The organism is Cupriavidus sp. LA-1 (genome assembly GCF_055385985.1).
Genome location: NZ_AP031387.1, coordinates 1,976,309 through 2,001,740 on the forward strand (window position 1 = coordinate 1,976,309; position 25,432 = coordinate 2,001,740).

Consider the following 25,432-nt stretch of genomic DNA (forward strand, 5'->3'; position numbering starts at 1 on the left):
GTCAGCGTCCTTTGAACTGCGGCTGGCGCTTCTCGAGGAACGCCATGCGGGCCTCGCGCGCGTCTTCGGTGCGGGACAGCGCCATGGTGAATTCCTGCTCGAAGCGGTAGGCATCGCGCTGCGGCATGACTTCCACCATGTTGGTAGCGCGTTTGGCGTACATGATCGCCAGCGGGGCCTTCGAGGCGATCTCGCGGGCCAGCGCCATCGTCACGGGCAGCAACTGGTCGGCCGGCAGCACGTCTTCCAGAACGTTGCGGCGGAGCAGGTCATGGGCCGTCAGGCGTTGGCCGGTAAAGAACATGCGACGCACGGTGGAGCGGCCGAACAGTGTGCGCAGCATGGAAGCGCCGCCTGCCAGGCCGACGTTGATCTCCGGCATGCCGAAGGTGGCTTCCTCGGAGGCGTAGAGGATGTCGCAGGCAGCGACCAGACCCATGCCGGCGCCAAGCGCCACGCCGTTGACCGCCGCGATGACGGGCTTGGCGCATTCCCTGATGGCGTTGCCGGTTTCGCGTGTCAGGCGGTTGTGATCCAGAAAGTCGCCAGCCACGCTGCTATCGGGCCGGTCCTTAAGGTCGGCGCCGGCGCAGAACACCTTGCCTGCGCCCGTCAGGACGGCGCAGCGGATATCGTCGCGCTCCGAGATCTCGTCGAAAGCCGCCACGATCTGGCGGCGCATCTCGCGGTTCAGGGCATTGACCGGGGGGCGGTTCAGCGTGACCAGGGCGACGCCGTCCGAAACCTCCATCAGGACCAGTTTCTCGCTCATGCCTGACCTCCCGACTGGCGGAAGAATGCGCCGAGCGGCGCGGTGTGTGCGTACGTCATGGTTGTCTCCTTGCATCGAATGAACAGCCGCGCTTCGTTGCGGGCCGGCCTTTTTTCGATTGTAGGAGCGGGGATTCCTGCGGATTTCCGTCAGAGTTGTTGGTTGTGTTCTGCGGGAATGCGGCATATTCGGCGGGCCGCCGAGCCGATAGGATGAGTACCCGTACCCACAACCGGCCATCACGAAAGAGGACCGCAGACCATGGATATCGCGCCAATCGGGACCGTCCGGACCGACCTGGGGGAATGCCCGGTCTGGGACGCCGCCCGGCAGCGGCTATGGCTGGCGGATTGCCGCCGGGGCTGGATCTATGTGATCGACCCGCCGCATGGCGACATCATGCGGTACGACCTGCCGGCGCCCCTGGGATCGTTCGCGCTGAACGGCGAAGACAACCTCGTCGTGGCCCTGAAGGAGCAGGTGGCGCTCTATAGGCCGTCCACCGGCACCTTGCGGTGCGTGGCAGACATCGGCGAGCGTCATCCCCACCTGCGCCTGAATGACGGCACGCCCATGCCGGACGGCAGCTTCGTCGTGGGCACCATGCACGTCTTTCGCGAGCCGGACGAAGCGCCGCTGGGCGGGTTGTACCGCCTCGATTCCGCCGGCGCCTTCGCGCGAATCGAGCAGGGCTTCGGCATCGTCAACGGCCCGATGCCGCATCCGTCGCGGGCGGAGTTCTATGTCTGCGACAGCGCGGCACGCAGCATCTACCGCTACCGGCTCGATGCCGGAGGCAGGCTATCCGGCCGAGAGCGCTTCGTCGACACCGCGCCGCTTGGCTCCGCGCCGGATGGCTGCTGCTTCGACAGCGACGGCGGCCTGTGGACGGCACTCGTGCATGCCGGCGCCCTCGCCCGCTTCGACGCCGCGGGGCAACTCACCCATTGCATCGACCTGCCGGTCGCGCACCCGGCGTCGCTCTGCTTCGGCGGGCCGGCCCTGGAAGACATCTATGTCACGACGATCCGGGACAGCGGCCGGCTGTCAGCCAACGGTCCATTGGATGGGGCCGTGCTACGCGTGCGCGGCACCGGCCTGCGCGGCGCGCCACGCCCGCACTGCCGCATTCTCCTCTAGTGCCTTAAGTCGGCCGCCGGCACCGCCGACTTGCCGTAGGCACTGAAGCGCAATTCCTCGCCTGAAACGTGCGAGGCCACGAAGTCGAGGAAGAGCCGGATCTTGGCCGGGATCATCGCCGTGTCCAGGATGGTGGCGTACATCCCTTCCTCGAACGTAGTATTGGTCACCCGGAATTCCGGCAGCAGCCGCACGAGCGTGCCGCGCAAGATGTCGTTGTGGACCGTGTAGTCGTCGAGCAGCGCTATGCCCTCGCCGAGCCGCGCCCACTCCAGCAGCGCAACGCCGCTGTTGGTCACGTGCCGGGGCCTGAACCCCACTTCCTCCACGCTGTCCCCGCGCTTGAACAGCCAGCTATGCTGGTTGCCGGGTAGCAGGTATGCCATGCAGTCGTGCTGGAGAATATCCTCCGGCCGCGTCGGCGCGGGTCGGTTCTCAAGATAGGCGGGCGACGCCACGAGATAACGCTCGCTCCGGAAGAGAATGCGCCGCTTCAGCCCGGCCTCCACCGGCGGCGATATCCGGAAATCGATGTCGAAATTACTGCGGCGCAGGTCAATCTTGGTCTCGGACAGCACAAGTTCGACATGGATGTCCGGATACTGCTTGCGGAAAGCCGCGACCAGGGGCGGCAGCACACCCAGCCCGAACATCATGCGCGAATGCACCCGCAGCGTGCCCTTCGGCGCGGCGCGGATTTCCGTGATGTTGCGATGCGCCTGTCCGATGTTCCAAAGGATGCCCTCCAGCTCCCGTGCATACTCCTGCCCCGCTTCGGTCAGCACCACCTGGCGCGTGGAGCGCATCAGCAGCTTGACGTTCAACTCGGTCTCGAAATCCGTAATCATGCGCGACACGGACGTGGCGGACACCCCGAAGTGCCGCGCCGTCTCCGAGAAGCTCTCCGTCTTGGAAATCGACAGGAAGAGCTCCATTGCGCGAAGCCGGTCCATCATTCCTCCATTTTTTGCAGTACAGATTGCCGTGATTCCCGTATTCCGGCCAATACACCCGACTCCTAGAATGCTTCGAAACTTCACCGGGATTTTTGGGAGACAACAATGGAATTCGGCGTATTCATCCTGGCCCAGCAGCGAGGTTACCACCAGACCTCGAAGCAAGTCATCAGCAACTCCATCGAGCAGACCGTCATGGCGGAACAGGCCGGCTTCAACACCGCCTGGTACGCCGAGCACCATTTCAACAACTATTCACTGTCGCCTTCGCCGCTGATGATGGTGGCCCATGCCGCCGCGAAGACGCAGCGCATCCGGCTCGGCACGGCGGTGTGCATTCTGCCGCTGTACCACCCTGCGCGGTTCCTGGCCGAAGTCGGATTCGTCGACACGGTGTCGGACGGTCGGCTCGAACTGGGCGTGGGCTCGGGCTACCAGCAGTTCGAGTTCGAGCGCTTCGGCGTTGACATCGCCGAGTCGGGCGCGATCTTCAACGAGTTCCTCGACGTCATCCCGAAGGGCCTGACGCAGAAGATCTTCGAACACGACGGACAGTTCCTGAAGATTCCCCCCAGTTCCATCGCCGTGCGCTGCCTGCAGGAGCCGATGCCGCCGCTGTGGATCACCTCTGGCAACCCCATCACCCTTGGTCGTGGCGTGCGCGAGAACCACAATCTGTTCGTCACCGCCTTGCTCAACGGGAACGACGCCATCACCAGTCTGCGCGAACGCCTGGATAAAGTCGCCGAGGAAAACGGCAGGGACCTGGACCGCGATGTGAAGTTTGGCTTCCTGCGCTGCGGCTTTGCCTCCGACAACAAGGCCGAGATCGATGCCTATCTCGACTGCGCGCGCTTCCAGCGGCGCATCTCGGAAAGCCTGAAGTTCCGACGCGCGCAGAGCGATGACGGCTACATGGTCAAGGAAGTGCCGTCGGACACCGATCCGACGTTCGACCAGTTGCGCAAGAACCTGCCCGTGGGCTCCGTCAACCAGGTCATCGACAAGCTGCTGACCGAGATCAGCATCCTGCGGCCCAAGCACATCGCCCTCCAGACCCAGCTCGGCGACTTCGATCAGAAGACCATGCTGCGGCAGATCGAACTGTGGGGCGACCGGATCATCCCGGCCATCCGCAAGGAGCTCGGCGAACCGGGCACCAAGCTGGCCGTCGCCGCCTGAGGAGCCCGCCATGCGTATCCACCTGACCAATGCCGGTGCCATCACCCTGCGCGACCCGGCCGACTTCAAGCGGCTCGACGTGCTGATCGATCCGCAGCCCAGCGAGCGGCTGGAGCGTGCCATCGCCCGTATCGGGCGGCGCGAGGATGCGGGTCACGTCCGCCTGGCGCCGTCGGTGCTGCGCTTCCTGTCACGACATGCGGGCGATCCGGCATGGGAGGACGGCTTCTCATCCATGGTGGGATACGCTGCGCGGCACGGCTGGGTGGACGAGCGCGGTGACATTCGCGCCCATCTCACCCTCAACGAGCAGGACGAAGTCGTCTCCGTGGACGACTTCAAGTCGGCCATGCGCGCGCTGCCGGCCGGCATCAGTGCCGTTACCACCGGCAGCGGCGACGACGTGGCGGGCATCATCGTCTCCAGCCTGACATCGGTGTCGGCGGAGCCGCCAATGGTGGGCTTCTTCGTCCAGAAGTCGGCCTCGGTACACGGGGCGCTGATGCAGACCGGGCGCTTCGTGGCCAACGTGCTGGGCGAGGAACACCGCGCCGTCATCGACACCTTCCTCAAGTCTCCGCAAGGGCGCGACCGCTTCATGTCCGGCCAATGGCGCGAAGGCGGGCATGGCCTGCCGGTGCTGAAGGACGCGCTGGCCAGCATCGAATGCGACATCGTCTGCACGGAAGCACTGGGCACGCATGACCTGATCGTCGGCAAGATCCGCAAGACTACCTGCAATCAGGCCAGCCCGATCATCAACTTCAACGCCGGCACGCACCGCATTGCGCCGGTCTCGGTCCAGTAGGAGGACGCATGACTGGCAAAGGCAAGCCTCCCGGTGCGCTGGCGGGCATCCGCGTGATCGACCTTTCGCGCATCCTCGGCGGCCCGTATTGCGGCCAGGTCCTTGGCGACCACGGCGCTGACGTGCTGAAGATCGAGCCTAGCGAGCCGACTTTTGAGGAGTTCCATCCAGAGAACACAAACATCTGGTCAGTCGAAGCACCTGTTGCGCCTCTCTACTATCCGTACAACCGATGCGCAGTCTGGGAGTGCAGCGCCTGCCAGCGCGTGTACTTACGCTACATAGAAGGCGGTGGCTACTTCGTTGACCCTCGCATTCGTCGGCTGAAGTCAGGCGTGCTAGTCGACGCACCAGTGTCGGCGTAGCCAAAAAGGGGGGCGTATCACAGCGATTCTCAGCCGCTTGCCGCTTAGAACCGCTAACAACACTGTCCCATGGACCGCCCGTTCCAGTTTGAGAGTGTGTGCTGCTACGTGGCTATCCTTGGGTAGAATCGCCGCATGGTAGCGCCTCTATCGAGGTACACACATGCGCTAGGGGGAGGCCTGATGGACGCACGCAAATTTGTATCATGCTGGAAGTCTGAGAAGGACTCGATTCTTGCGGCTCTTCGCCAAGGGGACGGGCTGGCCGGGCAACAAATCTACGAGATCGGACTCGCACCTGATCAGCTAAGCCAGGCATGCGTATCGCCCCGCACGTCATCCACTTCATACCTGCAGAAATAGCCAACGCGGCTTAGCCTATTGCATGTCCCTCGCACCGGCCAAGAGAGGCAAGAAGCCCTTCCAATCGCTCGGACACTCGCGGTGCGTACTCGAGCGTAAGCTGCCTCATCCGGCGACCAGATGCTTCCTCTGCCGGCCTCGCGTTCACGGTGCCACCAAGAAGCCTATGCGAGTCGATACTAAGTAAGCACTAACCGAAAAGGCCCGCTTCTATTCTAATGCCGTTCAGTTAAGGTCCCTATTGAGGAAGCGAACGGCATAGCGTGAAGGGCGGGACTTGACGACCCGGTCGCATGAGCGACCGGGTCGTTTCACATTGGGCAGCGACTTTAGGCGCTCGCGTAGGCGCTGCAGGCAGGCGGGCAATTTCGCGTAGGCTGGCGTGACAGCTGCCCACATCATCTCGTGCTGGATGACATGGAAGGCACGCACGAAGCTCATGTCAGTCGGCGCGAGCTTCGCTTCTCGGGCGGCGCTGGCCATCTCGCGACGAATCAGGTTGTAGGCGATCAAGGCGCCCCAGATTTCCTGGCATACCCCATCGACGGTTCGGCTACGCAGGGTCAGCTCCATGCCGAGCATCGACTGCTTCAGTTCCCGGTAGCTCGTTTCGATCTGCCAGCGCCGCTCGTAACTGGCGACGATGTCAGCAGGTTTGAAGCGTCGGCGATCGAGCAGCGACGTCAGCAGAATTCGGCTACGTCCGCGTGCATCGATCGTTCGGATTGCCCGCGCCTGCCAGAACTCCGGCAGCGCCGGACACTTCTTGCGTGCCTGCGGCGAGACACGCATGCGTACCGTGGCGTCCTCGGCCGTGCCGGCCGTCACCTCCCAGCGCGTGTTGGACTTGGCCGGAATCAGGAAGTGGCGGTTGTGCCCGCCCATCGTCAGACCGCACAGGATCTCGGCAGCCAGGAAGCCTTTGTCGAATACCGTCAGCGAATCATCCGGTATCTGCGGCAACAAGCCTTTGGCGTACACCATCTCATTGCTGTCATAGCGACCGAAGCTGGCACCTGCCACCAGGTGCGTGGGGATCGCAGTCAGCGTCACCATGCGCACCTGCGGATAGCTGGCGACCCTGCGAGCGTAAGCTTGGGCGCCAAAGTGCTCGCGGTTGGCAGGGCTGTCGGCTGTGCGTAGCGTCGTGCCATCCATCGCCCACAGGCTGAGTCCCTTGAGGGCGTAGTCGCTGGCGTCCTGCAGACTCCAGGCGCGCGCTGTTCGTTCGAACAGCCAGGCCAGCGGCGCCTCGCCAACGCGCTGGCGGGCTTGCGTCGCCGCGCTTTTGCTGACGAACGGCGCCACCTCGTCAGGCAGGGCCAGTTCCAGATTGTCGAGCACTTCGCTGATCGACCAATGGCGGTACATCGCCAGCGCAATCACCAGCCAGACCACCTGTTCAGCGGGCAATCGACGGCGACGGATACTTGCCGCTCCCGTCGCGTCTACCGCGCGCTCGATCCACTCGTACGGAAGATGCTCGGCGAGCCGACTCAAGTCGGCCGGCTGTTGCGCTTCGAGCAGGAAGGTCAGGTGACTGGAAAGCATCGCGCCCGAAAGTTAACACTTCGGCGCAGCGTTTACAACTTCCTCTGACGCTACATACAAAAATGCCGTTCAGCTCTTAACTGAACGGCATTACCGCTTCTATTCCGCTTTACCCACAAAGCTCCTACATTTTCTACCGAAGTCGACTAGAGTGGTGGTTCGTCCCGAGCGGCAGTGCGCGGTTCAGTGAGCCGTCCTCAAAGCAGTGCCAGCGCAGACGTCACGTCGACAACACGCGCGCGAATAGCCACCAGTGCCGTCACCCGCGCAAGTAGATTGTGGAAAGGGGGAGCGATGAAAACAGAGGGCCAAGACCACGTGGTCGCGAGAATCACGGTCGACACGGGTTTCCCTCCAGCGGTTGTCAGGGAGTCCTACCTTGCCGCGCTCGCAGAGCTAAGCGCGGATGCACGCGTTCATGTATATCTGTCCTTGTTCGCCGCGAAACGCACCATCGCTCGACTTCGCAGTGCAGAATCCGAGCCTGCAACTCGAACTTGCGGCCCCGGCCAGGATAGTTCTGTGCGGCACGGGTTTCCTTGCGGCGCCCGGTTGGCATTCGCGCCCCCAGTACAGGATTCTGCAACTGGTACTTCCTCGGCGCAGCCCGTTCCGGTGGTCGGTTTGGCCTGAGTGAATAGCCGAAGAATCGAGTGGCCCACGACAATAAGATGAACGGAGTCAGTTGTTGATTACAGTTTCACCCAGCTTAATCTCCGAATGGGGAGCCTTGGTAGTATTCCTCAGTGTCCTGGTCACACAACTTGGCGCGCCGGTGCCGGCCGCGCCGATGCTTCTGTTAGCTGGCTCTCAGGTAGCTGCTGGTTTCGTCTCTTTCGGTTCCGTATTCGTGGCAGCGGTCGCTGCCGTTCTTATTTCGGATGGGCTGTGGTTCGCGCTTGGGCGGCACTATGGTCGTCGCATCCTCACACGCCTGGTCCGAGTGTCTCTATCGCTGGACTCAAGTATTCGGAGGACTCACGCCTGGTTCGAGCGTTACGGGGCTCCCCTGCTGCTCGTGGCGAAATTCGTCCCCGGCCTCGGCCTTATCGCATCTCCGCTTTTGGGTACCACTAAGATTGACAGAAGAATCTTCTTCTCGTGGGACATCGCTGGCAGCGCAATGTGGTCGGGAGCGTGGCTCGCCGGAGGTACTCTTTTTGGCCCACAGTTGACCAGGATGATGAGTCTGGTCAGTGCGCATGGCGTAACTGTGGCCGAAGTGTTCCTCGCGGTCGGAGCATCTTTCGCAGCATACCGGTGGATTCAGCGCCTGCGTTTTCGTCGCTGGCTCGCGCATATTCGAATCACACCACAGCAGCTGGATGAGATGATGCGGTCCGAGCGTCCGCCTGTCATTCTCGATGCTCACCCGCAAGCAATACGCCGGGCAGAACCGCACCGCATCCCCGGCGCGATACCGATTGACCTGACATCACCCGAGAAAGTTGATGGGGCGCTGCTTGAACACGACCTCGTGGTGTATTGCGTTTGCCCTAACGAAGCAACGGCGAAAAAGATTTCGCAGCAAATGCGCCGAAAGGGATTCCGGCATGTACGCGCCTTGAAGGGCGGTCTTGATGCGTGGGAACATCACGGCTATCCAGTAGAGTCGCTCCCGATGGCGGCCGGGCAGGAGGGCTCTGGAGACGATGACAAGGACGAAGTAACTGTGCGTGCCGTTGCTCCGAATTGAGCGACGACTACGGCAGGAAGACTGAGCCAAGGGAGGAGTTCGGTGTGCCAGCCAGCCTCTTCGACCCGTCCCCAGAAAGTATTCGCGGCTGGCCCTCGTCGGGCAACTAAGGCAGAGGCTCTACGCGGATGAACTGGAACCGCCCGAGAGGATGAGATAAAGCTCTCAGCCGATTTCGTGAGCAGGTTTGGCCTTAGTCTAAGGTCGAAGCTTCCCGCGAGACTTTGCATCTGTACAATGGACGACAGAAGTTTCCGGGAAGGTTGGTGGGCAGGCGCGACGAACATCCCGCCGAGGATGTCTTCTCTTTCGATAGATGCGCGAGAAGCGGTAGCCCGCTGCGATTGGGCCATCACATATCAAGGCACGCTGTCCGCGCTAGATAGTCAATGACGAAACGCTTACCCGTGGCTGAAGTCGCGACCGCACTCTTTCACGCCATCCCGCATGATTCGGAGATGCAGCAACTACGGGAGCGCACGGACGCCATTTTTTGGGTCAAGTCGCGAATGGCCCGCTACGGCATTTCCCTTGATGACCTGGTAGCCGCCGGATGCTTCTCAGAACGGCCGTCGTCCAAGTGTGTCCGCTATAGAGACGCTGCTGGTCATACCTGGGATGGCACCGGTGACTTACCCGACTGGCTGCGGCGCGCCGTAAACGCCGGCCAATCAGCCGACCATTTTCGGATTTCTTGACCGGTCTGCTGCGCGAGGTCGCAGAACGCTGAGAGCGTATTGGAAGGCAGTTCCAATGCGATGAGGATTCACCCCATTTTCCTTGCACCCAATCCATCCTCCCGATCCATCGATTCAATTGGTCAGGGCCACAGGGCGGAGATACACTGCATTGTCACCCGTCGGCCGACCACAAAGCGCCCGACGTGATAGCCAGCCTTTCCATTGAAAGGCTGTTGGGGTGACCGCTTCATTGGTCGGCTAGAGACGGCAGCGATGAGGGGAGGCTGGTTGCTGTGGGGAAGAGTTGGGACGCCCAGCACGCGGGCGAAGATAGCGCGTGACTCGAACGCCTGTCCGAGTCATCCAGACAAGGCACGACGGAAGGCACCGCACGCGCGCAGCATGCTAGGGGCCTTCGGCTATACGCTCGTATTAGCGCGCCTACTCGCGCTCTTACAATATCGGCTGCCCGAACGCCGCCCGTCCTCATAGAAACTCGTTTATCCGTCTGCAAATATCCCAAATGGGTAGGCCGAGACGGAATACACCAGATTCAGCGATATGAGAACCAACGGCGCCAAGAATAGCGGCAGGCCGAGGGCTGCTATTAACTATCCGGATGAATGAATGGCGCCATTTCTAACATACTGTCCGCTGCAGTACTCCTCGCCTCGCGCGTGCCACCACTAATATCGAACACCTTAATCCTGATATAAATGGTTTTTAATTCCCGTCCGGACACTTGCCAAGCTTTGAGTCCAGGCAAACGAGTCCGGCTCCTGCTCAGTCCCGACAGGCGCAAGCCCCCCGCCCTTCGGCTGTTGCTATTTCACAAAACAATACGCAGGGCGGCAGTTTATGGCATAGAGTTCTTTCTCAAGATTCGACCGCGAAGCGCAGGTGTCATGAAGCGCATTGCCGTGCATCGGTTCGCACGACCACCTTCGCCCTAGGCCATGTCATTGGTTGGCCCTATAGACGCGGCAAGAAGAGAACTCGGATGTTGGAGGGGGTCATGAAAGACACGAATGAACAGTCGCTGCGTTTCCAGGTCGAAAAATGGCTCGCGCCTGGTTCCACGACATCGGTCCGCGTAGTTGAATTCAGTCGCACCCATGCGGGCCAGAGACGCTACGTATGCGTCGAGAGCGCGCAACCGGCGGGGTTACGCACGTTGTTCTTCTTTCGGCACGATGATGGCTACTGGCGCGTGTTTCCGCCTGCAGTCTCTAGGATGAGTGCCTACCGTCTTGCCTTGTGAGCGGCTCATTACCGATTCGTCGCAAGCAGATATCAAGCGGCAATCACCCAACTAAGACTTGAGCTATGAAGAACATGCTTGCTGATTCCGGCATTTCGCTCTGCGTTGCCGGCCGGGAAACCGTGCCCGCTAATGATGGTGACACCCCTTGCGACGCCATCGATGAGACGGATGCTGTTCCGCCTATGAATGCCGCCAAGGCCGGTGCATCAGCACTGTTTGCCACGTACCGGAATTGCTGCCGCGCGTTGAGTCAGGACTCAACCCTTACGCCACTCGAACAGCGGGTGGTCTTTCTCGTACTCGCAGTTGTCAGCGGCTGCAACTACGAGGCGTCCGACGAGGACGCCTGCACCGCCAGTGAGACGTTTAGAAAGATAGTGGCCGCAATCCGTGCCGGCAGGCCTCTCGCTGATGCCCGGCTTCGTGCCCTGGTTAGCTTTACGCGGACCATGTTCATACATCGCGGTCGCCCTAGCGAGCATGAGGTCAAGACCTTCTTGCGTGCGGGCTATCGTGAAGAAAACATTCTGGACATCATTCTGGCAATCGCGGCAAATACGCTAGATAGCTATACCAGCCACGTGTTCCATTCGAAGGCCAGCGGGCCCGCGTTGTCGGTCGGCTAAGCACTGGTTTGCGCCAGCACATCAGCGTCCCTATCAAGCATGGCGGCTTACCAAGACGCCTGGAGGCAGCACGCCAAGCTCTAGAGACCACACCCAGGTCATTCGTGGCACCCATCCAGGGGACAGCGCGGCCACGAACCTAGTTTGAGGACAGAGTCAATGACAAAGGCCCTTCGAAACTCGAAGCCTTTGAACCCCCGACCGGGGTTGGCCGTCAAGAGATTAAGCAATGGCCTTGGCTCAAGGCTGGTGTTTGCATGTTCAGCCGAGCTTTTCCTTCAGGAAAGCTACGACGTAAGGGGTCGCTGCAGCCGCGACGGTTGACGCGGTGGATGGGTCAATCCCCATTTTCGCCGCGAGCGACTCAGCGACACGGCCGGTCAGGATACCTTCACCGCCCTCCACGAGCGACTTGAGAAAACCATCACCTCGAACCAGACCCGCTGCGAATGCCGCGAGAAAACTCTTGCCAGGATGCTCTCCCATCAGACCGGCATTCTGCTCCTCAGCATGGGCATGCGCGGTCTCCGCGACCTGGCTGAGCATTTGCTGCGTATCGTCTGCACTGAAGCCCTGAGCGGTCAGCGCCTGTGCAGCCTGGCTGCCGTGCTCAGAGGCAAGAAATTCAGAAACGAGTTGCTGTACGTCCATGGAGTGCTCTCCTTCGGAAGCTCCGGCATCGAGACCTGAGCCCGGGGTTAATGGGGATAACAAGCGAACGGCGAAGCCATCCGCGTAAGGTGACAGGCCACCGTTAGCGCTAATACCGCAAAACGGCGCTTGCGGCGACCATCGGCGGCTTGTAGCTCAGGCCATCTGAAAGCTTACTACGGCTTGCCATAGGTGCGCCGATTCTGGTACAAGCCGCCATCGTACGGCAACACGACGCAACCGGCGAACAGCGTAGATGCGGCAATTAGCAATGCGAGAGAGGCATTCGTGGCGCTTCCCTCATCTTGAACAAGTGCGGAGAGGCCAGGCTGGCTTCCCAGCAAACCTGCGCTCTCCGCAAAGCTCCAGCACTCAGGCTTCGTTGCAACGGCCTTCGCCCTCGCAACGGCCCCTCGGTTCGCCCGATGGGAGCAACTTACTGCTTCTTCGTCTTGTCCACGCTGGCCGCTGCCTTCACGGCTTCGGGCTGCGCCTCGGGCTTCGCCGTATCTGCCTTGGCCTTCACCTTGTCGGAATCATTCTTTGCTTCAGGCTTCGCCATACCAGCCGCTGTATGGACGGCCTTCGTCTTGCTCGCCTTGTGGTGGGTACCCTTGACGGCGGACTTACTGGCATCAGCCTTTACGTCAGTCTTCCCCTTGTTTGCGCTGGCTTGAACCTTGGCTTCATCGCCCTGCGCACTCTTCTTGTCCTTGTCGGCATTTGCCTGTGTGGCGCTCTTTTCCTTGACGACCTTCACCTGGTCTTTCGTCGCCCCTGCTTGCGGCTGAGTCGCGGAAGCTGGCACACCAGTCTGCGCGAAAACGGTACCGACGAGAGCGGCGGAGGCGAGAGCAGCGAACAGCTTCTTCATGACGTGAACTCCTGAGGAATTTATGGCAGCTCGGCAATGCGCCGTGCTTACCTGCAAAAACGGTACTGTCCAGAGCCGAGTTGACTCAGAACTCGTGACAATCCGTAAGTTTTGAAACAGGCAAGCTGAGGTCTTGAGCCCGGACGGATGTGCCTTCACCCTCAGCACGAGCCTTCGTCAATTCGGAAGTACACCGACCTCGGTCCACGCAGAAGATGCTCGGCTGTGTTGTAGCCCCAACAGTACGGCTGGACATTGAGCGAATCAACGTCGCCGTTACAGAAAGTCACTGCTGTGCGAATCCGCTAATACACCGTGGAGCCGTGCTGACCTAGAGTCTCTGCAAGAGGAAAAGGAGAAAATCATGCGAAAGGCCGCATCGCTCTTGCTTCTGGTCGGCGTTACCGCGCTTGGCTCCAACATGGCCGAGGCGCGCGTGGACGTCGGCATTGGTATTGGCATCCCTGTGACGGCGGCTGTCGCCCCGCCGCCCGTCTACTACGAGCCAGCTCCCGTGGTCGTTCAGGCGCCGCCCGTAGTAGCGGCTCCGGCCTACTATTACGACGACTGGCAGGGCCGCGCCTGGAGAGAGCGCCAATGGCGCGAACAGCGATGGAGGGCGCACGAATGGCGGGAGCGCCGGCGGGAATGGCGGCGCTGGCATGACGAGTACGATGACTAGCATGCGCGAGCGCTAGACGTCGATAACGGTCGGGACGCCGAGGCGCTAGTTATCACTCATTAGATTTGCAGGTGACTCTATGAGGCCGCACCATGCGACCAAGGCAGACCTTCGAGAGGTTGAAGCATCGCTCCGGTCGTGTTCACTACCCGTTGGCGGAATGCATAGCGAAGCGGTGCGATCTCATGTCAGCCGGATTGAGGAACTACCAATGCGCAAAGCTCGCGTCATTCTCTATATTTCGCGTAGACATCTCGACAATGTCTTCAGTTGCCCTGCACGTGGCAGATTCGCTCGGAAAAGAGAAGGCGGTTTCCAAATTTCGCTGACCACCGCTCTCGCCTACCGAAAAGCGAGTCACAGGGGATAAATGCGGCGGCGCCCTACCTCAGAGACGGTCAGGGCCGCTAATGTCGGACTAGCAAGAAGGCGAGTCTGCCGAATCGCCACCAGCGTTGCGCGGCGTCAACCCGGCTGAAGACAACGTGCCGAGTGAAGCTATGCCGCCAACCTGCCTTGGCCGCTCCATCCCCCGACCTCTGGGTTTTGAAGCCCAGGGGACAATGGAGACAATGCTCGAGGTGTTCTCGAGCGAGAGGACTCCACACTGGGCAATCACCCTGTATTTGCGTTACAGATTTTTACAGTTGGAAGTACCAAACCTCACACCGGTAGCCGGTACAGTTACGCCCGACCAGCCTTGAGAAAGAGATGAAGCGACTTGCAATCATTGGTGCGTTTGGTGGTGCAATGCTGGCAATCAGTTTGCCAGCCCAAGCGCATGTGAACGTCGACATTGGCATCGGAGTGCCGGGCGTCGTTTATGCCGAACCCGCACCGGTCTATGCTCCTCCGCCCGTATATGTTGCGCCACAACCGGTCTACGTTCCTCGGCCCGTGGTCGTTGCACCAGCACCCGTCTATGCTCCCTATTGGCGGGGACGCCATGATGACGATGACGACCAAGGCGAGCGGCACTGGGGCAGGCGTGGCCATCGGGACCACGGGGACCATGGCCGGCATGGACACGAGGACTAAGAAACTAAGCCGTCCGAAAGCTAGAAGAATTGCAGCATGACAACTGCAAAGGACACTCCGGCGTTTTGAGCGCCGTCCCGGCCAGGCGCGTCGGGCGGCGGCGTCGACTCTATGCTGGTGCCTGCCGTTTTGCGACGGAAGACCATGAATCGCCCTCGGCTACCTTCGCGCATCCGCGCAAAACGGCAGCCAATGGTTCTTTCCAGTGCTACTCCCCAATCAGAAACTTCTCAGGACGCTTGCCAAGCCAAGCCGGCTTGCGGCCACGGCCGGACCAAGTAGCACCAGTCTTGGGGTCCATATATTTTGGCGGCAGCGCTGACTTTGCCTTGGCAGCGGGCTTGCCCACCTTGCCAGCAGCCGCCGGGCGGCCACGGCGACGCTTAGGCTCAATATCATCGACGGTCAGCTCATACTCGGCCATCAAAGTCTGGATTTTCTCGATAACGCCGGCAATCTCGCTGGCGCGAGCCTCTGCCAACTGAGCCTCGAGCGCTTCTTTCTCTGCAATCAGTTGTTTGTATGTGGCCATTTAAAATATCCCTTTGCTTCGTTGGTGGCTCACATCGTACAGCACTCTTCTGAGTTTTCACTGGACTTTGCGAGTCGAACCTCTCCGTGGGAGATTAGGTAGCTGCTGAATTATCCCTTTCTGAGTGCTATCCTTCCGGCCCCTTTCCTCGCAAAGAAAGGGATAGACAGCCAAAGGAAGGAATCAATGCATCTTGTTTCACGGCTGGCCGCAGCCGCCGCCATTTGCCTTAGCTTCACCGCCCCGGTTCAAGCAGCAACGGACTTTGACCGTTGCCCGCAGTTCTTTGCACAAGGGGCCGTCCCGCAGGTCCGAAGCCAAAACCTTAAGCCGCGCGCCTTGTGTTTTGATGCGTTTGCCGTCTTGCATTCTGGCACGACGAAGACGCCAGTCTATGTAGCCGAGCGACTGAATGCAGAGCAAGTCGCTGACGCCCAAGACGAAGAACGGACAAACCGCTTCTTCGCTGATGCTCGACTACCGCGGGTAGAACGCGCTGAGCTCAATGACTATAAGAGCTCCGGCTATGACCGAGGCCACATGGCGCCCGCTGGAGATATGCCCAATGCCACAGCCATGGCGCAGAGCTTCTCACTTGCCAATATGGTGCCCCAGGCCCCACAAAATAATAGGAGGAGCTGGGCAGGCATCGAGAAATCAACGCGCAAGTACGTCCGGCGTGCCAAGGGAGATGTGTACGTCATTACTGGACCGGTGTATGGGGCTGCCGCTCCAACCACCATCGGACCGGACCAAGTGTGGGTGCCGCAATTCCTCTTCAAGCTCGTGTATGACTCGACAACCCATCGCGCTTGGGCGCATTGGATTGAGAACTCGGACTCGGCGCACGCTGGACAGCCCATTACGTATCGTGAGCTCGTCAAACGAACTGGCGTGGACTTTCTTCCCGGTGTCCCAATAGCGGAATGACGCTCAGCCAAGCCATGCTGACGTTTTATTGTCATCATCAAGCCGTGCCTCGCTGACACCGGCGGGCCCTGCGGCCCGCCTAGCAATCTTCTCCAAGCACATGCTCTCGAGCTACGAAATCGCGAATGCGGAAACTTGCCGCGGCGGTTAGCGTATCCGCATTGCGGCACCGCAACAGCGATTGGCACGCAACATGAAGTGAAGGAGGTCGCACGTATGACAACGGCATGCGCCATAAGCAAGACCGAAGCGCTGCGACTGCTCGAAACCGACGGAATGCGCGATCTTTCCGTCCGGATGCGGGATATCGACGATGTAGTCGAGTCCGATGAATGCAGTGTTAGTCATGGTCTGGATCGAACCGTTGTGGTGAGGCGGCCGGCATGGCCTGCGGCCGCCATGGATCTCAGCGCGGCTCGGCCACGGCCAGCATCCAGGGATGCGCTTCGCGCAGTGCCGCCTGGTACGCCTCGATCGCGGCCCCGCGCTTCAAGGTCAGGCCGATGGCATCGATCCCTTCGAGCAACAAGGCGCGTTCGCTCGGGGGCACGGTGAACGACAGGCTGCGACCATTCGGGTGCCTCACCGAGCAGGACTGCAAGTCGACGGTCAGCTCCAGCGTCTCGCGCTCGGCTTCGGCCGCCAGCGCGGCAATCTCGTGCGCGGGCAGCACCACTGGCAGCACGCCGTTGCGGTAGCAGTTGTTCTGGAAGATCGCGCCGAACGACGGCGCGATGACGCAGCGGAAGCCGAACTGCCGCACGGCCCAGACGGCTGCCTCGCGCGACGATCCGCTGCCGAAGTTTTCGCCCGCCAGCAAGATCGTCGCCCGGCGGTAGGGTTCGCGATTGAGCACGAAATCGGGGCGCTCGGCACGCTTGCCGCCTGTTCCCTCTTCATAGCGCCACGGCGCGAGCAGCTTTTCTCCATAGCCCTCGCGCCCGGGCGAGTTGATCTCGCGCGACGGAATGAGCAGGTCGGTATCGATGTTCGCTCGCATCAGCGGCGCGGCGATTCCCTTCAACTCGATGAACTGTTCCATGTGAGACTCCCTAGGACAGCAGCGGACGCGGATCGGCGATACAACCGGCGATGGCCGAGGCGGCCACCGTGGCCGGGCTGGCCAGGTGAGAGCGCACGCCCGGGCCCTGCCTGCCCTCGAAATTGCGGTTAGTGCTGGTGATCACGCGGCGCCCGGACTTGCCCGGCTGGTCGAAATTGTCGCCGCCGGCGAAGAAGCACAACGAGCATCCGCTTTCGCGCCATTCGAAGCCCGCTTCCGTGAACACGCGATCCAGGCCCTCGGCTTCCGCAGCATGCTTCACGCTGGTCGATCCGGGCACCACGATGGCCTTGACGCCGGGTCGCACGCGCCGTCCTCGCACCACCTGCGCGGCGGCGCGCAAGTCAGGCAGGCGGCTATTGGTGCAGGAGCCAATGAAGGCCGCGTCGATGGGAGTCCCCAGCAGCGGCTGCGCGGGGCGCAGGTCCATGTAGCGGAGTGCGCGCTCGGCATCCGCATCGTCAGGGATCGGCACTGCGCCGTCGATGCCCACGACGTGGCCGGGATGGGTTCCCCAAGTCACCTGGGGAACAAGCTCCGCGCAGTCCAGCTCCAGTTCCTTGTCCCAGCGCGCGCCGTCGTCCGAGCGCAGTGCAAGCCAATCCGTCACCGCGGCCTCCCAGGCCGCCCCCGACGGAGCAAAGGGCCGCCCGGCCAGCCATTCGACCGTGCGCGCGTCCGGCGCCACCAGGCCGGTCCAGGCACCAAACTCGACCGCCATATTGCACAGGGTCAGCCGTCCTTCCACATCGAGCGCCCGCACAGCCTCGCCGGCGAACTCGATGGCATGGCCGTCGCCTCCGCTGACGCCAAACCTGCCGATCAGCGCCAGCACCATGTCCTTGGCTGATACCCCCGGCGCGGCGCTGCCGCGGAACGACACCCGCATGGTCCTGGGCTTGCTTCGCACCAGGCATTGCGTGGCGACCGCGTGCTCGCCTTCGGTGGTGCCGATGCCCCAGGCCAGCGCGCCGATGCCGCCAACCGTGCAGGTATGGCTGTCGCAGCAGACCAGGGTGGTGCCCGGCAAGGCGATGCCCAGCTCCGGTGAGATGACATGTGCGATGCCCTGACGGGGGTTGCCCAGGTCGAACAGGCGGATGCCCGAGCGCTGCGTGGCGGCGCGAAAGGCCTGGATAAAGCCGCGCCCACCCTGGACCAATGTGTTGTCACCCCGGCCCGGCTGGGTATCGACGATGTGGTCCATGGTGCCGAACACCAGCTCCGGATGCGCCACGCGATGACCCGCTTCCTCCACACCTGCCAGCACGCGCGGCCCGGCGCGGTCGTGCAGGAAGACCCGGTCCACATGGAGCAGCGCCTGCTCGCCTTCCAGCCGGGCCACGACGTGCTGGTCCCAGATTTTCTCGATGATGTTGCGCGGCGATGCATGCATGGCAGCCACCTCACCGTGCGGTGCCGGGATGCTGCAGGCCGGCCAGATAGCGCTGCTCCAGCGCGAACACCTCATTGAAGCCGACCAGTTCGAGCTGCTCGCGAAAGTCCGCCAGCCGTGCGCCGGGGCCACCGGCGTAACCGTTGGCACGCAGCGCCGCCAGTGCGTCGCGCATGCCCTGGATGGCCGCCAGCATCAGCGTACCAGGCACGCTCACGCGCGCGATGCCGATGCGCTGCATCTCCTCGAACGTGAAGGCCTCGGGCGACCTGCCGCCTTCGACCACATTGATCGCCACTGGCCCGCGAATTCCCTGCACGGCCTGCCGCGCCAGCTCCCTGGACGTCATGCCGTCCACGAAGATCATGGTCGCCCCGGCCTCCAGGTAGGCATTGCCGCGCCGGATCACTTCCTCGATGCCGCCTACGGCAAGCGCGTCGGTACGTGCGTTGATCACGAAATCCTGATCCGTGCGCGCCTCGGCGCAGGCGCGGATCTTCTGCACTGCCTCATCCAGCGGCACGATGGACTTGCCCTCCAGGTGGCCGCAGCGCTTGGGCATGACCTGGTCCTCGATATTGACGCCCGCGCAGCCAATGCGCTCGAACGCCTTGACTGCATACCAGGCGTTGACGGCATTGCCGAAGCCGGTGTCACCGTCGGCCATGACCGGCAGGTCGACGGCATCAACGATGTGCTGCGTGGCCGCAACCATGTCGGACATCGAGAGAAAGCTGTAGTCCGGCAGCCCCAGCCGGCTCACGGAAATGGCGAAACCGGAGCACTGCACAGCGGGAAACCCTGCCTCTTGCACGATGCGGGCGGATAAGGCGTCAAAAGCACCCGGCATGACGAGGAGTTCGGGGGCGTGGATCAGTTTCTGAAGCAATGCGGTCTTTCGCATGATGAGTCCGGCTGGTCGTAATGCGAACAGTATGTATGCATATATAGAATTTTTCAAGAAACTTAGGCATTAAATAGCATTAATTCTGCTACTATGCATACATACACAGAAAAGGAGACTGCACATGCCTAGCCTCACATCCGTCCGTCGGACCCGTCCCGTCCTGCTCCTCGCGCTCGTGTGCGCCATCTGCCAGGCGCCCCGGGCAAACGCTGAAACGAGCGCCGCATGGCCGGCGCGGCCGCTCTCGCTGGTGGTGCCCTTCCCTGCGGGCGGCACCACCGACACGATCGCCCGCCTGCTGTCGAAGAACCTGTCCCGGCAGCTGGGCCAGTCAGTGGTGGTTGAGAACAAGAGCGGCGCCAGCGGCACGCTGGGTGCCGCGCAGGTGTTGCGCGCGCCGGCGGACGGCTACGCCTTGCTGCTGGGGACGCCCGCCGAGCAGATCAACGCGCCGCTGATGATGTCGCGTCCGCCCTACGATCCGGCCCGCGACTTCGCACCCGTGGGCTGCGTCAGCCGCGGCCCGAACGTGCTCGTCGTCAATCCAGGATTGAAGGCAAAGACTCTGGCGGACCTTCTGCGCATGGCACGGATGCGGCCAGGGCAGATCAATTTCGGCAGCGCCGGCAATGGCAACACTTCCCACCTGTCTGGGGAACTGTTCGCGCAGACGGCCGGCATCGTGCTCACGCACATCCCCTATCGCGGCAATGCCCCGGCCATCGCGGACACCATCGGCGGCCAGGTGCAGATGATGTTCTCCAATCCAGCCACCGTGCTGCCCCATATCCGCGGCGGTACCCTGCAACCGCTCGCGGTGACTTCGCGCGCACGGATTGCCGCGCTGCCGGACGTGCCCACGCTGAAGGAGTCGGGCATCCCGGTCGAGATCTATAGCTGGACCTGCCTGTTCACGCGTGCCGGAACACCGAATGCAATCGTCGGCAAGCTCCACGGCGCCCTCGCGCAGGCGCTCGATGACGGGCAGCTCGTACAGGCGATCGAAGCCAGCGGCGCCGAGAAATTCCCCTCAACCCCCGATCAGGCCAGCCGCTTCCTTGCGGGCGAGCGGACAATGTGGGGTAATCTCATCCGCAGCCGACATATCCACACCGACTGATTTTCCGATTCAGACAGATGTCTTCACCCGAAACTTCCCGGACCCGCGCGCTCTCGGTCGCGGAAACCCTGCGCAACCGCATCTTCGACGGAGAGATTCCGCCCGGATCCCACCTGATGGAGGTCACACTGGCCCAGGAATTGGGTGTCTCCCGCACGCCGGTGCGCGATGCGCTGGCCCGGCTCGCCGACGAGGGCCTGCTGGTTTACCAGCCCAATCGTGGCTTCCTGGTCCGGCGCTTCCAGCCCAAGGACATCAAGGACGCCTTCACCGTGCGGGCCACGCTGGAGGGACTGGGTTGCCGACTGATTGGCGAGCGCGGGCTGATGCACACCGAACAGGAGCGCCTCAGCGAACTTCTGCAGGCGCAGCGGCGAGTGCTGCACGAGGAGGAGTGGAACGACCGGCAGGCCTTGCTGTGGCAGGACATGAATCTCGATTTCCACTACACGTTGCTGGAGCTGGCGGACAACAGCTGGCTGACCGACGCCGTACGCCGCGCGCGCCAGCTGCCCATAATTTTTGACAGCAAGTCACGTCCCCATGACCAGGACGCGTTGATGCTGCTGTACCAGCGCGACCACAGTCGCCAAGCGCTGGCGGAGCACTACCGCATCGTAGACGCGCTGGCGCTGCGCGAGGTCGGCCGCGCCGAAGCACTGATGCGCGAGCACATCCTTACCAATCGCGACGTGCTGATCCGCTCTCTGGGGGCGAACGGGCCAGGCGGGACCACGCAGCTGCTTGACGGCCGCTGAAGTCGGGCATGGCTGTACTGCAGTCAAGCCCGTCCCCCACGACAGGGTTACGCTCTTTACGCAATGCTCAACACTGCACGCTCTCCAAGCTACCTGCATTGCCACTTTCCCTCCCGCCCAAGCGCCACCGCCGCGTTATTCAAGCCATGAACCCATATCGCTACAGCGACAGTGAAATTGCCGCCGTCTATCGCGTCATCCGGGAGCGTCGCGATATGCGCCACTTTCGGCCGGACCCGCTCGATCCTGTCTTGCTGGAACGCTTGCTGCATGCTGCGCATCTCGCCCCCAGCGTCGGCTTCATGCAACCCTGGCGCTTTATCCGCATCACTGACAGGAGCCTGAGAACGCAGGTCCAGGCGTTGGTCGATGCCGAACGCCAGCGCACCGCGCTTGCCCTGGGCCAACGCCAGGACGAGTTCATGCGACTCAAGGTGGAGGGCATCCTGGACTGCGGGGAAGTCCTGGTGGCAGCGCTGATGGACGGACGTGAGCGGCATATCTTCGGTCGGCGCACCATGCCGGACATGGACCTCGCTTCGGTGGCCTGCGCCATCCAGAACCTCTGGCTTGCGGCGCGCGCCGAGGGAATCGGCGTGGGCTGGGTTTCCTTGTTCGACCCAGAACAGCTTGGCCGGCTGCTGCGGCTGCCGCCCGGTGCCCGGCCAGTGGCTGTGCTGTGCCTCGGCCAGGTCGACACCTTCTATGAGAAGCCGATGCTGGAACAGGATGGCTGGGCCAGACGGCAATCGCTGGACGAGATGGTGTCCGAGAATGGCTGGACCAACCCCAGCCCCCCAATCGCCCGGGCTGATGGTTGATCCGGCAGTTGTCTTCTCAGAGGCCAGTTCTAAGACGCTGGTCCGTACGCCAGAGGATGCTCCGGCTGACGAGAGCGCAGCCGAAATGTCTGTGGCGAAAATGCCTTAGCCCCCTTTTGGGGGGCGTCAATCAGGCCGGAATGACACATAGTAGCCAGGATGCGGGCGTGCACGCCCATACGAAGGACTTCGCATGAGGCGGGCCATGTCCGGTATCGAGGCCCACGTGCCCACGAGTCGAGCGAGGCATGATCACGATGTGACGCTTTCGGCTCGCGCCGGCCCGGCTCCACGCGGTGAGCACGGGACTAGAGTACGTGCTGCTTGTCGGGTTCGCTGACCTCGACTAGCCTGCTATCGATGTCGATTCTTCGCTGCGCTGCGATACTCATTTGATGCCCGAACGCTCGACCACCCGCTATGGCAAGGCGCTGCAGCGCCTGCGCCAGATCTTTTCCCCGTTGAACCTGGGGGCGGCGGCGTGGCTGATTGCAACATGGGCGTTCGTGGCGTTTCAGCTCGTGAGCGAGCGGGACCGCTTGCTGCACGACGCCGCGGAGCGTACCCAGGCGGAGGCCAGGGCGTTCGGCGCGTACTCCAAATCCAGCATCCTGCGGCTGTCCGAGTTCCTCCTTGACCTGCGGGCCAGCTGGCTGGTCGGCCAGCCGGGATTCATCGAAATGGTGCATGAGCGGGAAAACCTGGTGGTGGACCTGTCGTTCCAGGTGTCGGTAATCGACAAGCATGGCCTGCTCCTCTACTCGTCCATCGCCCCCCCCGCCCCCGGCGAGAAGGTCGACCTGAGCGGGCGCGAGCATTTCCGGGTCCATCAGATCGCGGGCGGGCGCGACATGCTGTTCATCAGCGACCCGGTGAAGGGCAAGGTTTCGCGCAAATGGTCGATCCAGTTCACGCGCCCCATCCTGCGCGCGGGCAGCTTCGACGGGGTCATCGTGGTCTCGGTCAGTCCGGAGCAGCTCGCCAGCTTTGCGCAGACGTTCACAAACCGCGATGGCGAAGTGGCGTCGGTCATCAAGACTTCCGGCCAGGTCATTGCACGCGTGCCGGCCCTGGAGGGCTCGCTGGCCAGGGCGGTCAGCAGCAGGCCGTACCTCGCCAGCGGGTCGCCCCAGTCTGGTAGTTATCGGGCGGTGTCGGGCTCCGAAGGCGTGGAGCGAGTCTTCGGCTATTACCGTGCGCCGGAGTTCGGGCTCAATTTCGTGGTCGGCGAGTCGGTCGGCCTGGTGCTGGCGCCCTACGAGGTCTATCGCCGCGTTGCCCTGGCCGGTGCCATTGCTTCCACGCTGCTGCTTGGCCTGTTGTACTACAGCCTGCGCCGAGCCATGGCGGAGCGACGGCGCCATATAGAGGAGATGCGCCTGGCGTCGCTGGTCTATTCGTCGAGCAGCGAAGCCATGGTGGTAACGTCGCTCGATGGCACCATTATCGACGTGAATCCGGCCTTTGCCACCGCCACCGGCTATACAGCCGAGGAGGTCAAGGGCCGCCCGGGCTATAGCGTCAGCGGGGCCGGCAATGCGGCTGGGCTGGTCGAACGCCTGCGGGCCACCGTGGCAGCCAAGGGCAGGTGGAGCGGCGAATTCTCGATCCGTCGCAAGGACGGCAGCGAGTTTCCCGCCTACCTGACCGTGGATACCTACCTGGCCCACGCGTATGGCGAGCGCCGCCGCGTTGCGCTGATCCATGACATGACCGAGAAGCGCCAGGCGGAAGAAGTCATCCGGCACCAGGCGAATTTCGATGCGCTGACGGATCTGCCCAACCGCCGCCTGTTCTTCGACCGGCTGGAGCAGGAGATCGAGCGCTCGCGCGGCATGCAGGATGCGCTGGCGCTGCTGTTCATCGACCTGGATCGCTTCAAGGAGGTGAACGATACCCTCGGCCACGACCAGGGTGACCAGTTGCTGCTGGAGGCGGCGCGGCGCATTGCGGCATCGGTGCGCGCGTCGGATACCGTGGCGCGGCTGGCCGGGGACGAATTCACCGTGATCCTGCCCGCGGTGGGCGATGCCGACGTTGCCGGGGGCGTTGCCCAGGCGATCCTGGAGCGGATTGCCGCGCCTTACCGCCTGGCCGGCGAGCTGGTGGTGGTGTCGGCCAGCATCGGCGTGGCGACCTACCCCAAGGACGCCGACAACGCCGAGGACCTGCTGGTGTGCGCCGACCAGGCGATGTTTGCCGCCAAGGAAGAGGGCCGCAATCGCTGGAAGGTCTTCACCCAGGCGCTGCTGCAGGCGGAGAGGGAGCGCCTGCGCATCACGCAGGACCTGCGCACGGCGCTGGCGTCCGGGCAGTTCGCGCTGCACTACCAGCCCATTGTCAATCTGCAAACGGGCAAGGTCTGCAAGGCCGAGGCCCTGATCCGCTGGGACCATCCGGTACGTGGGCCGATCCACCCGGCCGATTTCATTGCCGTCGCGGAGGAATCCGGCCTCATCATCGACATCGGCCGCTGGGTGCTGACGGAAGCGCTGGACCAGCTTGCGCGCTGGCAGGTGCTGCTGGGCAATGGCTTCCAGATCTCGGTCAACAAATCACCAGTGGAGTTCAGCGCGCCGGCGAGCGGGCCCGAGTCCTGGTCCAGCATGATCGAGCGCAGGAACGTGCCGGTGGGCAGCCTCGTCATCGAGATCACCGAAGGCTCGCTGATGGAGCAGAACGCCGATGTCATGGACCAGCTCTCCCGCTTCCAGGCGGCCGGCATCGAGATCGCGCTCGACGACTTCGGCACCGGCTACTCGTCCTTGTCGTACCTGCGGCGCCTGGACATTGACTACATCAAGATCGACCAGTCCTTCATCCGCTCGCTGACGCGGGGCCCGGACGACGTGGCCTTGTGCCGCGCCATCATCAGCATGGCGCATGCGCTGCGCATCCGCGTGATTGCCGAGGGCGTCGAGACCGAGTCGCAGCGCGACATCCTGCTGGCTGCCGGCTGCGACTACGGGCAAGGCCACTTCTTCTGTCCGCCGGTGCAGGCCAGCGCGTTCGAGGCCTTCGTGAGCGCCGTGACCTGAGGCGGACGGCGTTCTTCGGTGCCTTGGTCGGGGGCTCGTCCGGGCTTCGTCCTGCGCGTAGTCTCCGCGCTTCCCTCGTACAACTGCCAGAATTTTTCCGGTTCAGGAAAGATTATTGTGGATTTTGAAACCGACCATTGTGATCGTAAGGGTTTACCGTCACAAGGGAAATCCCTAATATGGCGTTGATCGAATGCCGCAGTGCAACAGCACTGAACC

General features: G+C 62.4%; 25 protein-coding genes and 1 pseudogene. 16 read left to right on the forward strand and 10 right to left on the reverse strand.

The annotated features are described in order from the left end of the window. Window position 1: 1 nt before the first annotated feature. Complete coding sequence (locus tag ACZ5MJ_RS09330) at window positions 2-772, reverse strand: enoyl-CoA hydratase/isomerase family protein (protein ID WP_464223555.1); 771 nt, start codon at window positions 770-772, stop codon at window positions 2-4. Between the two features lie 261 nt (window positions 773-1,033). On the opposite strand from ACZ5MJ_RS09330, the gene ACZ5MJ_RS09335 reads away from it, so the two are divergent. Next, window positions 1,034-1,912 (forward strand): SMP-30/gluconolactonase/LRE family protein, encoded by an 879-nt coding sequence (locus tag ACZ5MJ_RS09335; protein ID WP_464223556.1) that lies wholly within the window; start codon window positions 1,034-1,036, stop codon window positions 1,910-1,912. Here the strand turns inward: ACZ5MJ_RS09335 and ACZ5MJ_RS09340 are convergent. Further along, window positions 1,909-2,847, reverse strand: coding sequence for a LysR family transcriptional regulator (locus ACZ5MJ_RS09340; protein ID WP_464223557.1), 939 nt, complete (start codon window positions 2,845-2,847; stop codon window positions 1,909-1,911). The genes ACZ5MJ_RS09335 and ACZ5MJ_RS09340 overlap by 4 nt on opposite strands. Window positions 2,848-2,973: 126 nt before the next feature. Here ACZ5MJ_RS09340 and ACZ5MJ_RS09345 point away from each other — a divergent pair, with 126 nt between their 5' ends. The 3 genes and pseudogenes from ACZ5MJ_RS09345 to ACZ5MJ_RS09355 form a co-directional block, all read left to right on the forward strand. Next, the gene (locus tag ACZ5MJ_RS09345) at window positions 2,974-4,050 is read left to right on the forward strand and encodes an LLM class flavin-dependent oxidoreductase (protein ID WP_464223558.1); all 1,077 of its coding nucleotides are present in this window, start codon (window positions 2,974-2,976) and stop codon (window positions 4,048-4,050) included. A 10-nt stretch (window positions 4,051-4,060) separates the two neighbouring features. Continuing rightward, complete coding sequence (locus ACZ5MJ_RS09350) at window positions 4,061-4,858, forward strand: flavin reductase family protein (protein WP_464223559.1); 798 nt, start codon at window positions 4,061-4,063, stop codon at window positions 4,856-4,858. A gap of 8 nt (window positions 4,859-4,866) precedes the next feature. After that, window positions 4,867-5,091: pseudogene (locus tag ACZ5MJ_RS09355) on the forward strand (CoA transferase); the annotation flags it as partial. Between the two features lie 720 nt (window positions 5,092-5,811). On the opposite strand, the gene ACZ5MJ_RS09360 reads toward ACZ5MJ_RS09355, so the two are convergent. Beyond that, complete coding sequence (locus tag ACZ5MJ_RS09360) at window positions 5,812-7,137, reverse strand: IS4 family transposase (protein ID WP_464221431.1); 1,326 nt, start codon at window positions 7,135-7,137, stop codon at window positions 5,812-5,814. A gap of 294 nt (window positions 7,138-7,431) precedes the next feature. Here ACZ5MJ_RS09360 and ACZ5MJ_RS09365 point away from each other — a divergent pair, with 294 nt between their 5' ends. From ACZ5MJ_RS09365 to ACZ5MJ_RS09385, 5 genes are all read left to right on the forward strand, one after another. Next, complete coding sequence (locus ACZ5MJ_RS09365; protein WP_464223560.1) at window positions 7,432-7,770, forward strand: DUF3562 domain-containing protein; 339 nt, start codon at window positions 7,432-7,434, stop codon at window positions 7,768-7,770. Window positions 7,771-7,825: 55 nt separating this feature from the next. Next, window positions 7,826-8,833, forward strand: coding sequence for a VTT domain-containing protein (locus tag ACZ5MJ_RS09370; RefSeq protein WP_464223561.1), 1,008 nt, complete (start codon window positions 7,826-7,828; stop codon window positions 8,831-8,833). 407 nt (window positions 8,834-9,240) lie between these two features. Next, the gene (locus ACZ5MJ_RS09375; protein ID WP_464223562.1) at window positions 9,241-9,531 is read left to right on the forward strand and encodes an H-NS family nucleoid-associated regulatory protein; all 291 of its coding nucleotides are present in this window, start codon (window positions 9,241-9,243) and stop codon (window positions 9,529-9,531) included. A 997-nt stretch (window positions 9,532-10,528) separates the two neighbouring features. Then, entirely contained in the window at window positions 10,529-10,774 is a 246-nt protein-coding gene (locus ACZ5MJ_RS09380) for a hypothetical protein (protein WP_464223563.1), read from the forward strand. A 65-nt stretch (window positions 10,775-10,839) separates the two neighbouring features. Further along, the gene (locus ACZ5MJ_RS09385) at window positions 10,840-11,403 is read left to right on the forward strand and encodes a carboxymuconolactone decarboxylase family protein (RefSeq protein WP_464223564.1); all 564 of its coding nucleotides are present in this window, start codon (window positions 10,840-10,842) and stop codon (window positions 11,401-11,403) included. A 261-nt stretch (window positions 11,404-11,664) separates the two neighbouring features. On the opposite strand, the gene ACZ5MJ_RS09390 is transcribed toward ACZ5MJ_RS09385, so the two are convergent. Together ACZ5MJ_RS09390 and ACZ5MJ_RS09395 are read right to left on the reverse strand one after the other, a co-directional pair. Beyond that, window positions 11,665-12,054 carry a hypothetical protein gene (locus ACZ5MJ_RS09390; RefSeq protein WP_464223565.1) on the reverse strand — a complete coding sequence of 130 codons (390 nt, stop codon included), beginning with the start codon at window positions 12,052-12,054 and terminating at the stop codon, window positions 11,665-11,667. Between the two features lie 436 nt (window positions 12,055-12,490). Continuing rightward, window positions 12,491-12,928, reverse strand: coding sequence for a hypothetical protein (locus ACZ5MJ_RS09395; RefSeq protein WP_464223566.1), 438 nt, complete (start codon window positions 12,926-12,928; stop codon window positions 12,491-12,493). Between the two features lie 364 nt (window positions 12,929-13,292). Here ACZ5MJ_RS09395 and ACZ5MJ_RS09400 point away from each other — a divergent pair, with 364 nt between their 5' ends. After that, window positions 13,293-13,610: a hypothetical protein gene (locus ACZ5MJ_RS09400; RefSeq protein ID WP_464223567.1), complete on the forward strand. Its 318-nt coding sequence runs from the start codon at window positions 13,293-13,295 to the stop codon at window positions 13,608-13,610. Window positions 13,611-14,321: 711 nt separating this feature from the next. After that, window positions 14,322-14,648, forward strand: a complete 327-nt coding sequence (locus tag ACZ5MJ_RS09405) for a hypothetical protein (RefSeq protein WP_464223568.1) — start codon at window positions 14,322-14,324, stop codon at window positions 14,646-14,648. Between the two features lie 208 nt (window positions 14,649-14,856). Here the strand turns inward: ACZ5MJ_RS09405 and ACZ5MJ_RS09410 are convergent, their stop codons facing one another. Further along, a complete protein-coding gene (locus ACZ5MJ_RS09410) occupies window positions 14,857-15,180 on the reverse strand; it encodes an H-NS histone family protein (protein ID WP_464223569.1) in 324 nt (107 codons plus the stop codon). 186 nt (window positions 15,181-15,366) lie between these two features. On the opposite strand from ACZ5MJ_RS09410, the gene ACZ5MJ_RS09415 reads away from it, so the two are divergent. After that, window positions 15,367-16,110 (forward strand): DNA/RNA non-specific endonuclease, encoded by a 744-nt coding sequence (locus ACZ5MJ_RS09415; RefSeq protein WP_464223570.1) that lies wholly within the window; start codon window positions 15,367-15,369, stop codon window positions 16,108-16,110. Between the two features lie 147 nt (window positions 16,111-16,257). On the opposite strand, the gene ACZ5MJ_RS09420 is transcribed toward ACZ5MJ_RS09415, so the two are convergent. From ACZ5MJ_RS09420 to ACZ5MJ_RS09435, 4 genes are read right to left on the reverse strand one after another with little or no spacing between them, the layout of a single operon-like run. Continuing rightward, window positions 16,258-16,458 (reverse strand): hypothetical protein, encoded by a 201-nt coding sequence (locus ACZ5MJ_RS09420; RefSeq protein ID WP_464223571.1) that lies wholly within the window; start codon window positions 16,456-16,458, stop codon window positions 16,258-16,260. A gap of 58 nt (window positions 16,459-16,516) precedes the next feature. Further along, entirely contained in the window at window positions 16,517-17,152 is a 636-nt protein-coding gene (gene leuD, locus ACZ5MJ_RS09425) for a 3-isopropylmalate dehydratase small subunit (RefSeq protein ID WP_464223572.1), read from the reverse strand. Between the two features lie 10 nt (window positions 17,153-17,162). After that, complete coding sequence (locus ACZ5MJ_RS09430) at window positions 17,163-18,569, reverse strand: 3-isopropylmalate dehydratase large subunit (protein WP_464223574.1); 1,407 nt, start codon at window positions 18,567-18,569, stop codon at window positions 17,163-17,165. Window positions 18,570-18,579: 10 nt separating this feature from the next. Further along, a complete protein-coding gene (locus ACZ5MJ_RS09435) occupies window positions 18,580-19,473 on the reverse strand; it encodes an isocitrate lyase/PEP mutase family protein (RefSeq protein ID WP_464223575.1) in 894 nt (297 codons plus the stop codon). A 124-nt stretch (window positions 19,474-19,597) separates the two neighbouring features. Between ACZ5MJ_RS09435 and ACZ5MJ_RS09440 the strand changes: the two genes are divergently transcribed. The 4 genes from ACZ5MJ_RS09440 (at window position 19,598) to ACZ5MJ_RS09455 (ending at window position 25,213) form a co-directional block, all read left to right on the forward strand. After that, window positions 19,598-20,596, forward strand: a complete 999-nt coding sequence (locus ACZ5MJ_RS09440) for a Bug family tripartite tricarboxylate transporter substrate binding protein (RefSeq protein ID WP_464223577.1) — start codon at window positions 19,598-19,600, stop codon at window positions 20,594-20,596. Between the two features lie 17 nt (window positions 20,597-20,613). Beyond that, window positions 20,614-21,354: a GntR family transcriptional regulator gene (locus ACZ5MJ_RS09445; protein WP_464223578.1), complete on the forward strand. Its 741-nt coding sequence runs from the start codon at window positions 20,614-20,616 to the stop codon at window positions 21,352-21,354. 146 nt (window positions 21,355-21,500) lie between these two features. Next, window positions 21,501-22,175 carry a 5,6-dimethylbenzimidazole synthase gene (bluB, locus tag ACZ5MJ_RS09450; RefSeq protein ID WP_464223693.1) on the forward strand — a complete coding sequence of 225 codons (675 nt, stop codon included), beginning with the start codon at window positions 21,501-21,503 and terminating at the stop codon, window positions 22,173-22,175. Between the two features lie 395 nt (window positions 22,176-22,570). After that, window positions 22,571-25,213 (forward strand): bifunctional diguanylate cyclase/phosphodiesterase, encoded by a 2,643-nt coding sequence (locus ACZ5MJ_RS09455; RefSeq protein WP_464223579.1) that lies wholly within the window; start codon window positions 22,571-22,573, stop codon window positions 25,211-25,213. Window positions 25,214-25,432: the final 219 nt, after the last annotated feature.

What these genes read in the sequence shown, in the direction of transcription:
- ACZ5MJ_RS09385 (WP_464223564.1), top strand. Translation starts at nt 10,840, where the DNA reads ATGAAGAACATGCTTGCTGATTCCGGCATTTCGCTCTGCGTTGCCGGC.
- ACZ5MJ_RS09365 (WP_464223560.1), top strand. Translation starts at nt 7,432, where the DNA reads ATGAAAACAGAGGGCCAAGACCACGTGGTCGCGAGAATCACGGTCGAC.
- ACZ5MJ_RS09335 (WP_464223556.1), top strand. Translation starts at nt 1,034, where the DNA reads ATGGATATCGCGCCAATCGGGACCGTCCGGACCGACCTGGGGGAATGC.
- ACZ5MJ_RS09360 (WP_464221431.1), bottom strand. Translation starts at nt 7,137, where the DNA reads ATGCTTTCCAGTCACCTGACCTTCCTGCTCGAAGCGCAACAGCCGGCC.
- bluB (WP_464223693.1), top strand. Translation starts at nt 21,501, where the DNA reads ATGAACCCATATCGCTACAGCGACAGTGAAATTGCCGCCGTCTATCGC.
- ACZ5MJ_RS09390 (WP_464223565.1), bottom strand. Translation starts at nt 12,054, where the DNA reads ATGGACGTACAGCAACTCGTTTCTGAATTTCTTGCCTCTGAGCACGGC.
- ACZ5MJ_RS09330 (WP_464223555.1), bottom strand. Translation starts at nt 772, where the DNA reads ATGAGCGAGAAACTGGTCCTGATGGAGGTTTCGGACGGCGTCGCCCTG.
- ACZ5MJ_RS09400 (WP_464223567.1), top strand. Translation starts at nt 13,293, where the DNA reads ATGCGAAAGGCCGCATCGCTCTTGCTTCTGGTCGGCGTTACCGCGCTT.
- leuD (WP_464223572.1), bottom strand. Translation starts at nt 17,152, where the DNA reads ATGGAACAGTTCATCGAGTTGAAGGGAATCGCCGCGCCGCTGATGCGA.
- ACZ5MJ_RS09440 (WP_464223577.1), top strand. Translation starts at nt 19,598, where the DNA reads ATGCCTAGCCTCACATCCGTCCGTCGGACCCGTCCCGTCCTGCTCCTC.
- ACZ5MJ_RS09380 (WP_464223563.1), top strand. Translation starts at nt 10,529, where the DNA reads ATGAAAGACACGAATGAACAGTCGCTGCGTTTCCAGGTCGAAAAATGG.
- ACZ5MJ_RS09350 (WP_464223559.1), top strand. Translation starts at nt 4,061, where the DNA reads ATGCGTATCCACCTGACCAATGCCGGTGCCATCACCCTGCGCGACCCG.
- ACZ5MJ_RS09415 (WP_464223570.1), top strand. Translation starts at nt 15,367, where the DNA reads ATGCATCTTGTTTCACGGCTGGCCGCAGCCGCCGCCATTTGCCTTAGC.
- ACZ5MJ_RS09395 (WP_464223566.1), bottom strand. Translation starts at nt 12,928, where the DNA reads ATGAAGAAGCTGTTCGCTGCTCTCGCCTCCGCCGCTCTCGTCGGTACC.
- ACZ5MJ_RS09455 (WP_464223579.1), top strand. Translation starts at nt 22,571, where the DNA reads ATGCCCGAACGCTCGACCACCCGCTATGGCAAGGCGCTGCAGCGCCTG.
- ACZ5MJ_RS09435 (WP_464223575.1), bottom strand. Translation starts at nt 19,473, where the DNA reads ATGCGAAAGACCGCATTGCTTCAGAAACTGATCCACGCCCCCGAACTC.
- ACZ5MJ_RS09405 (WP_464223568.1), top strand. Translation starts at nt 14,322, where the DNA reads ATGAAGCGACTTGCAATCATTGGTGCGTTTGGTGGTGCAATGCTGGCA.
- ACZ5MJ_RS09420 (WP_464223571.1), bottom strand. Translation starts at nt 16,458, where the DNA reads ATGACTAACACTGCATTCATCGGACTCGACTACATCGTCGATATCCCG.
- ACZ5MJ_RS09445 (WP_464223578.1), top strand. Translation starts at nt 20,614, where the DNA reads ATGTCTTCACCCGAAACTTCCCGGACCCGCGCGCTCTCGGTCGCGGAA.
- ACZ5MJ_RS09430 (WP_464223574.1), bottom strand. Translation starts at nt 18,569, where the DNA reads ATGCATGCATCGCCGCGCAACATCATCGAGAAAATCTGGGACCAGCAC.
- ACZ5MJ_RS09345 (WP_464223558.1), top strand. Translation starts at nt 2,974, where the DNA reads ATGGAATTCGGCGTATTCATCCTGGCCCAGCAGCGAGGTTACCACCAG.
- ACZ5MJ_RS09410 (WP_464223569.1), bottom strand. Translation starts at nt 15,180, where the DNA reads ATGGCCACATACAAACAACTGATTGCAGAGAAAGAAGCGCTCGAGGCT.
- ACZ5MJ_RS09340 (WP_464223557.1), bottom strand. Translation starts at nt 2,847, where the DNA reads ATGGAGCTCTTCCTGTCGATTTCCAAGACGGAGAGCTTCTCGGAGACG.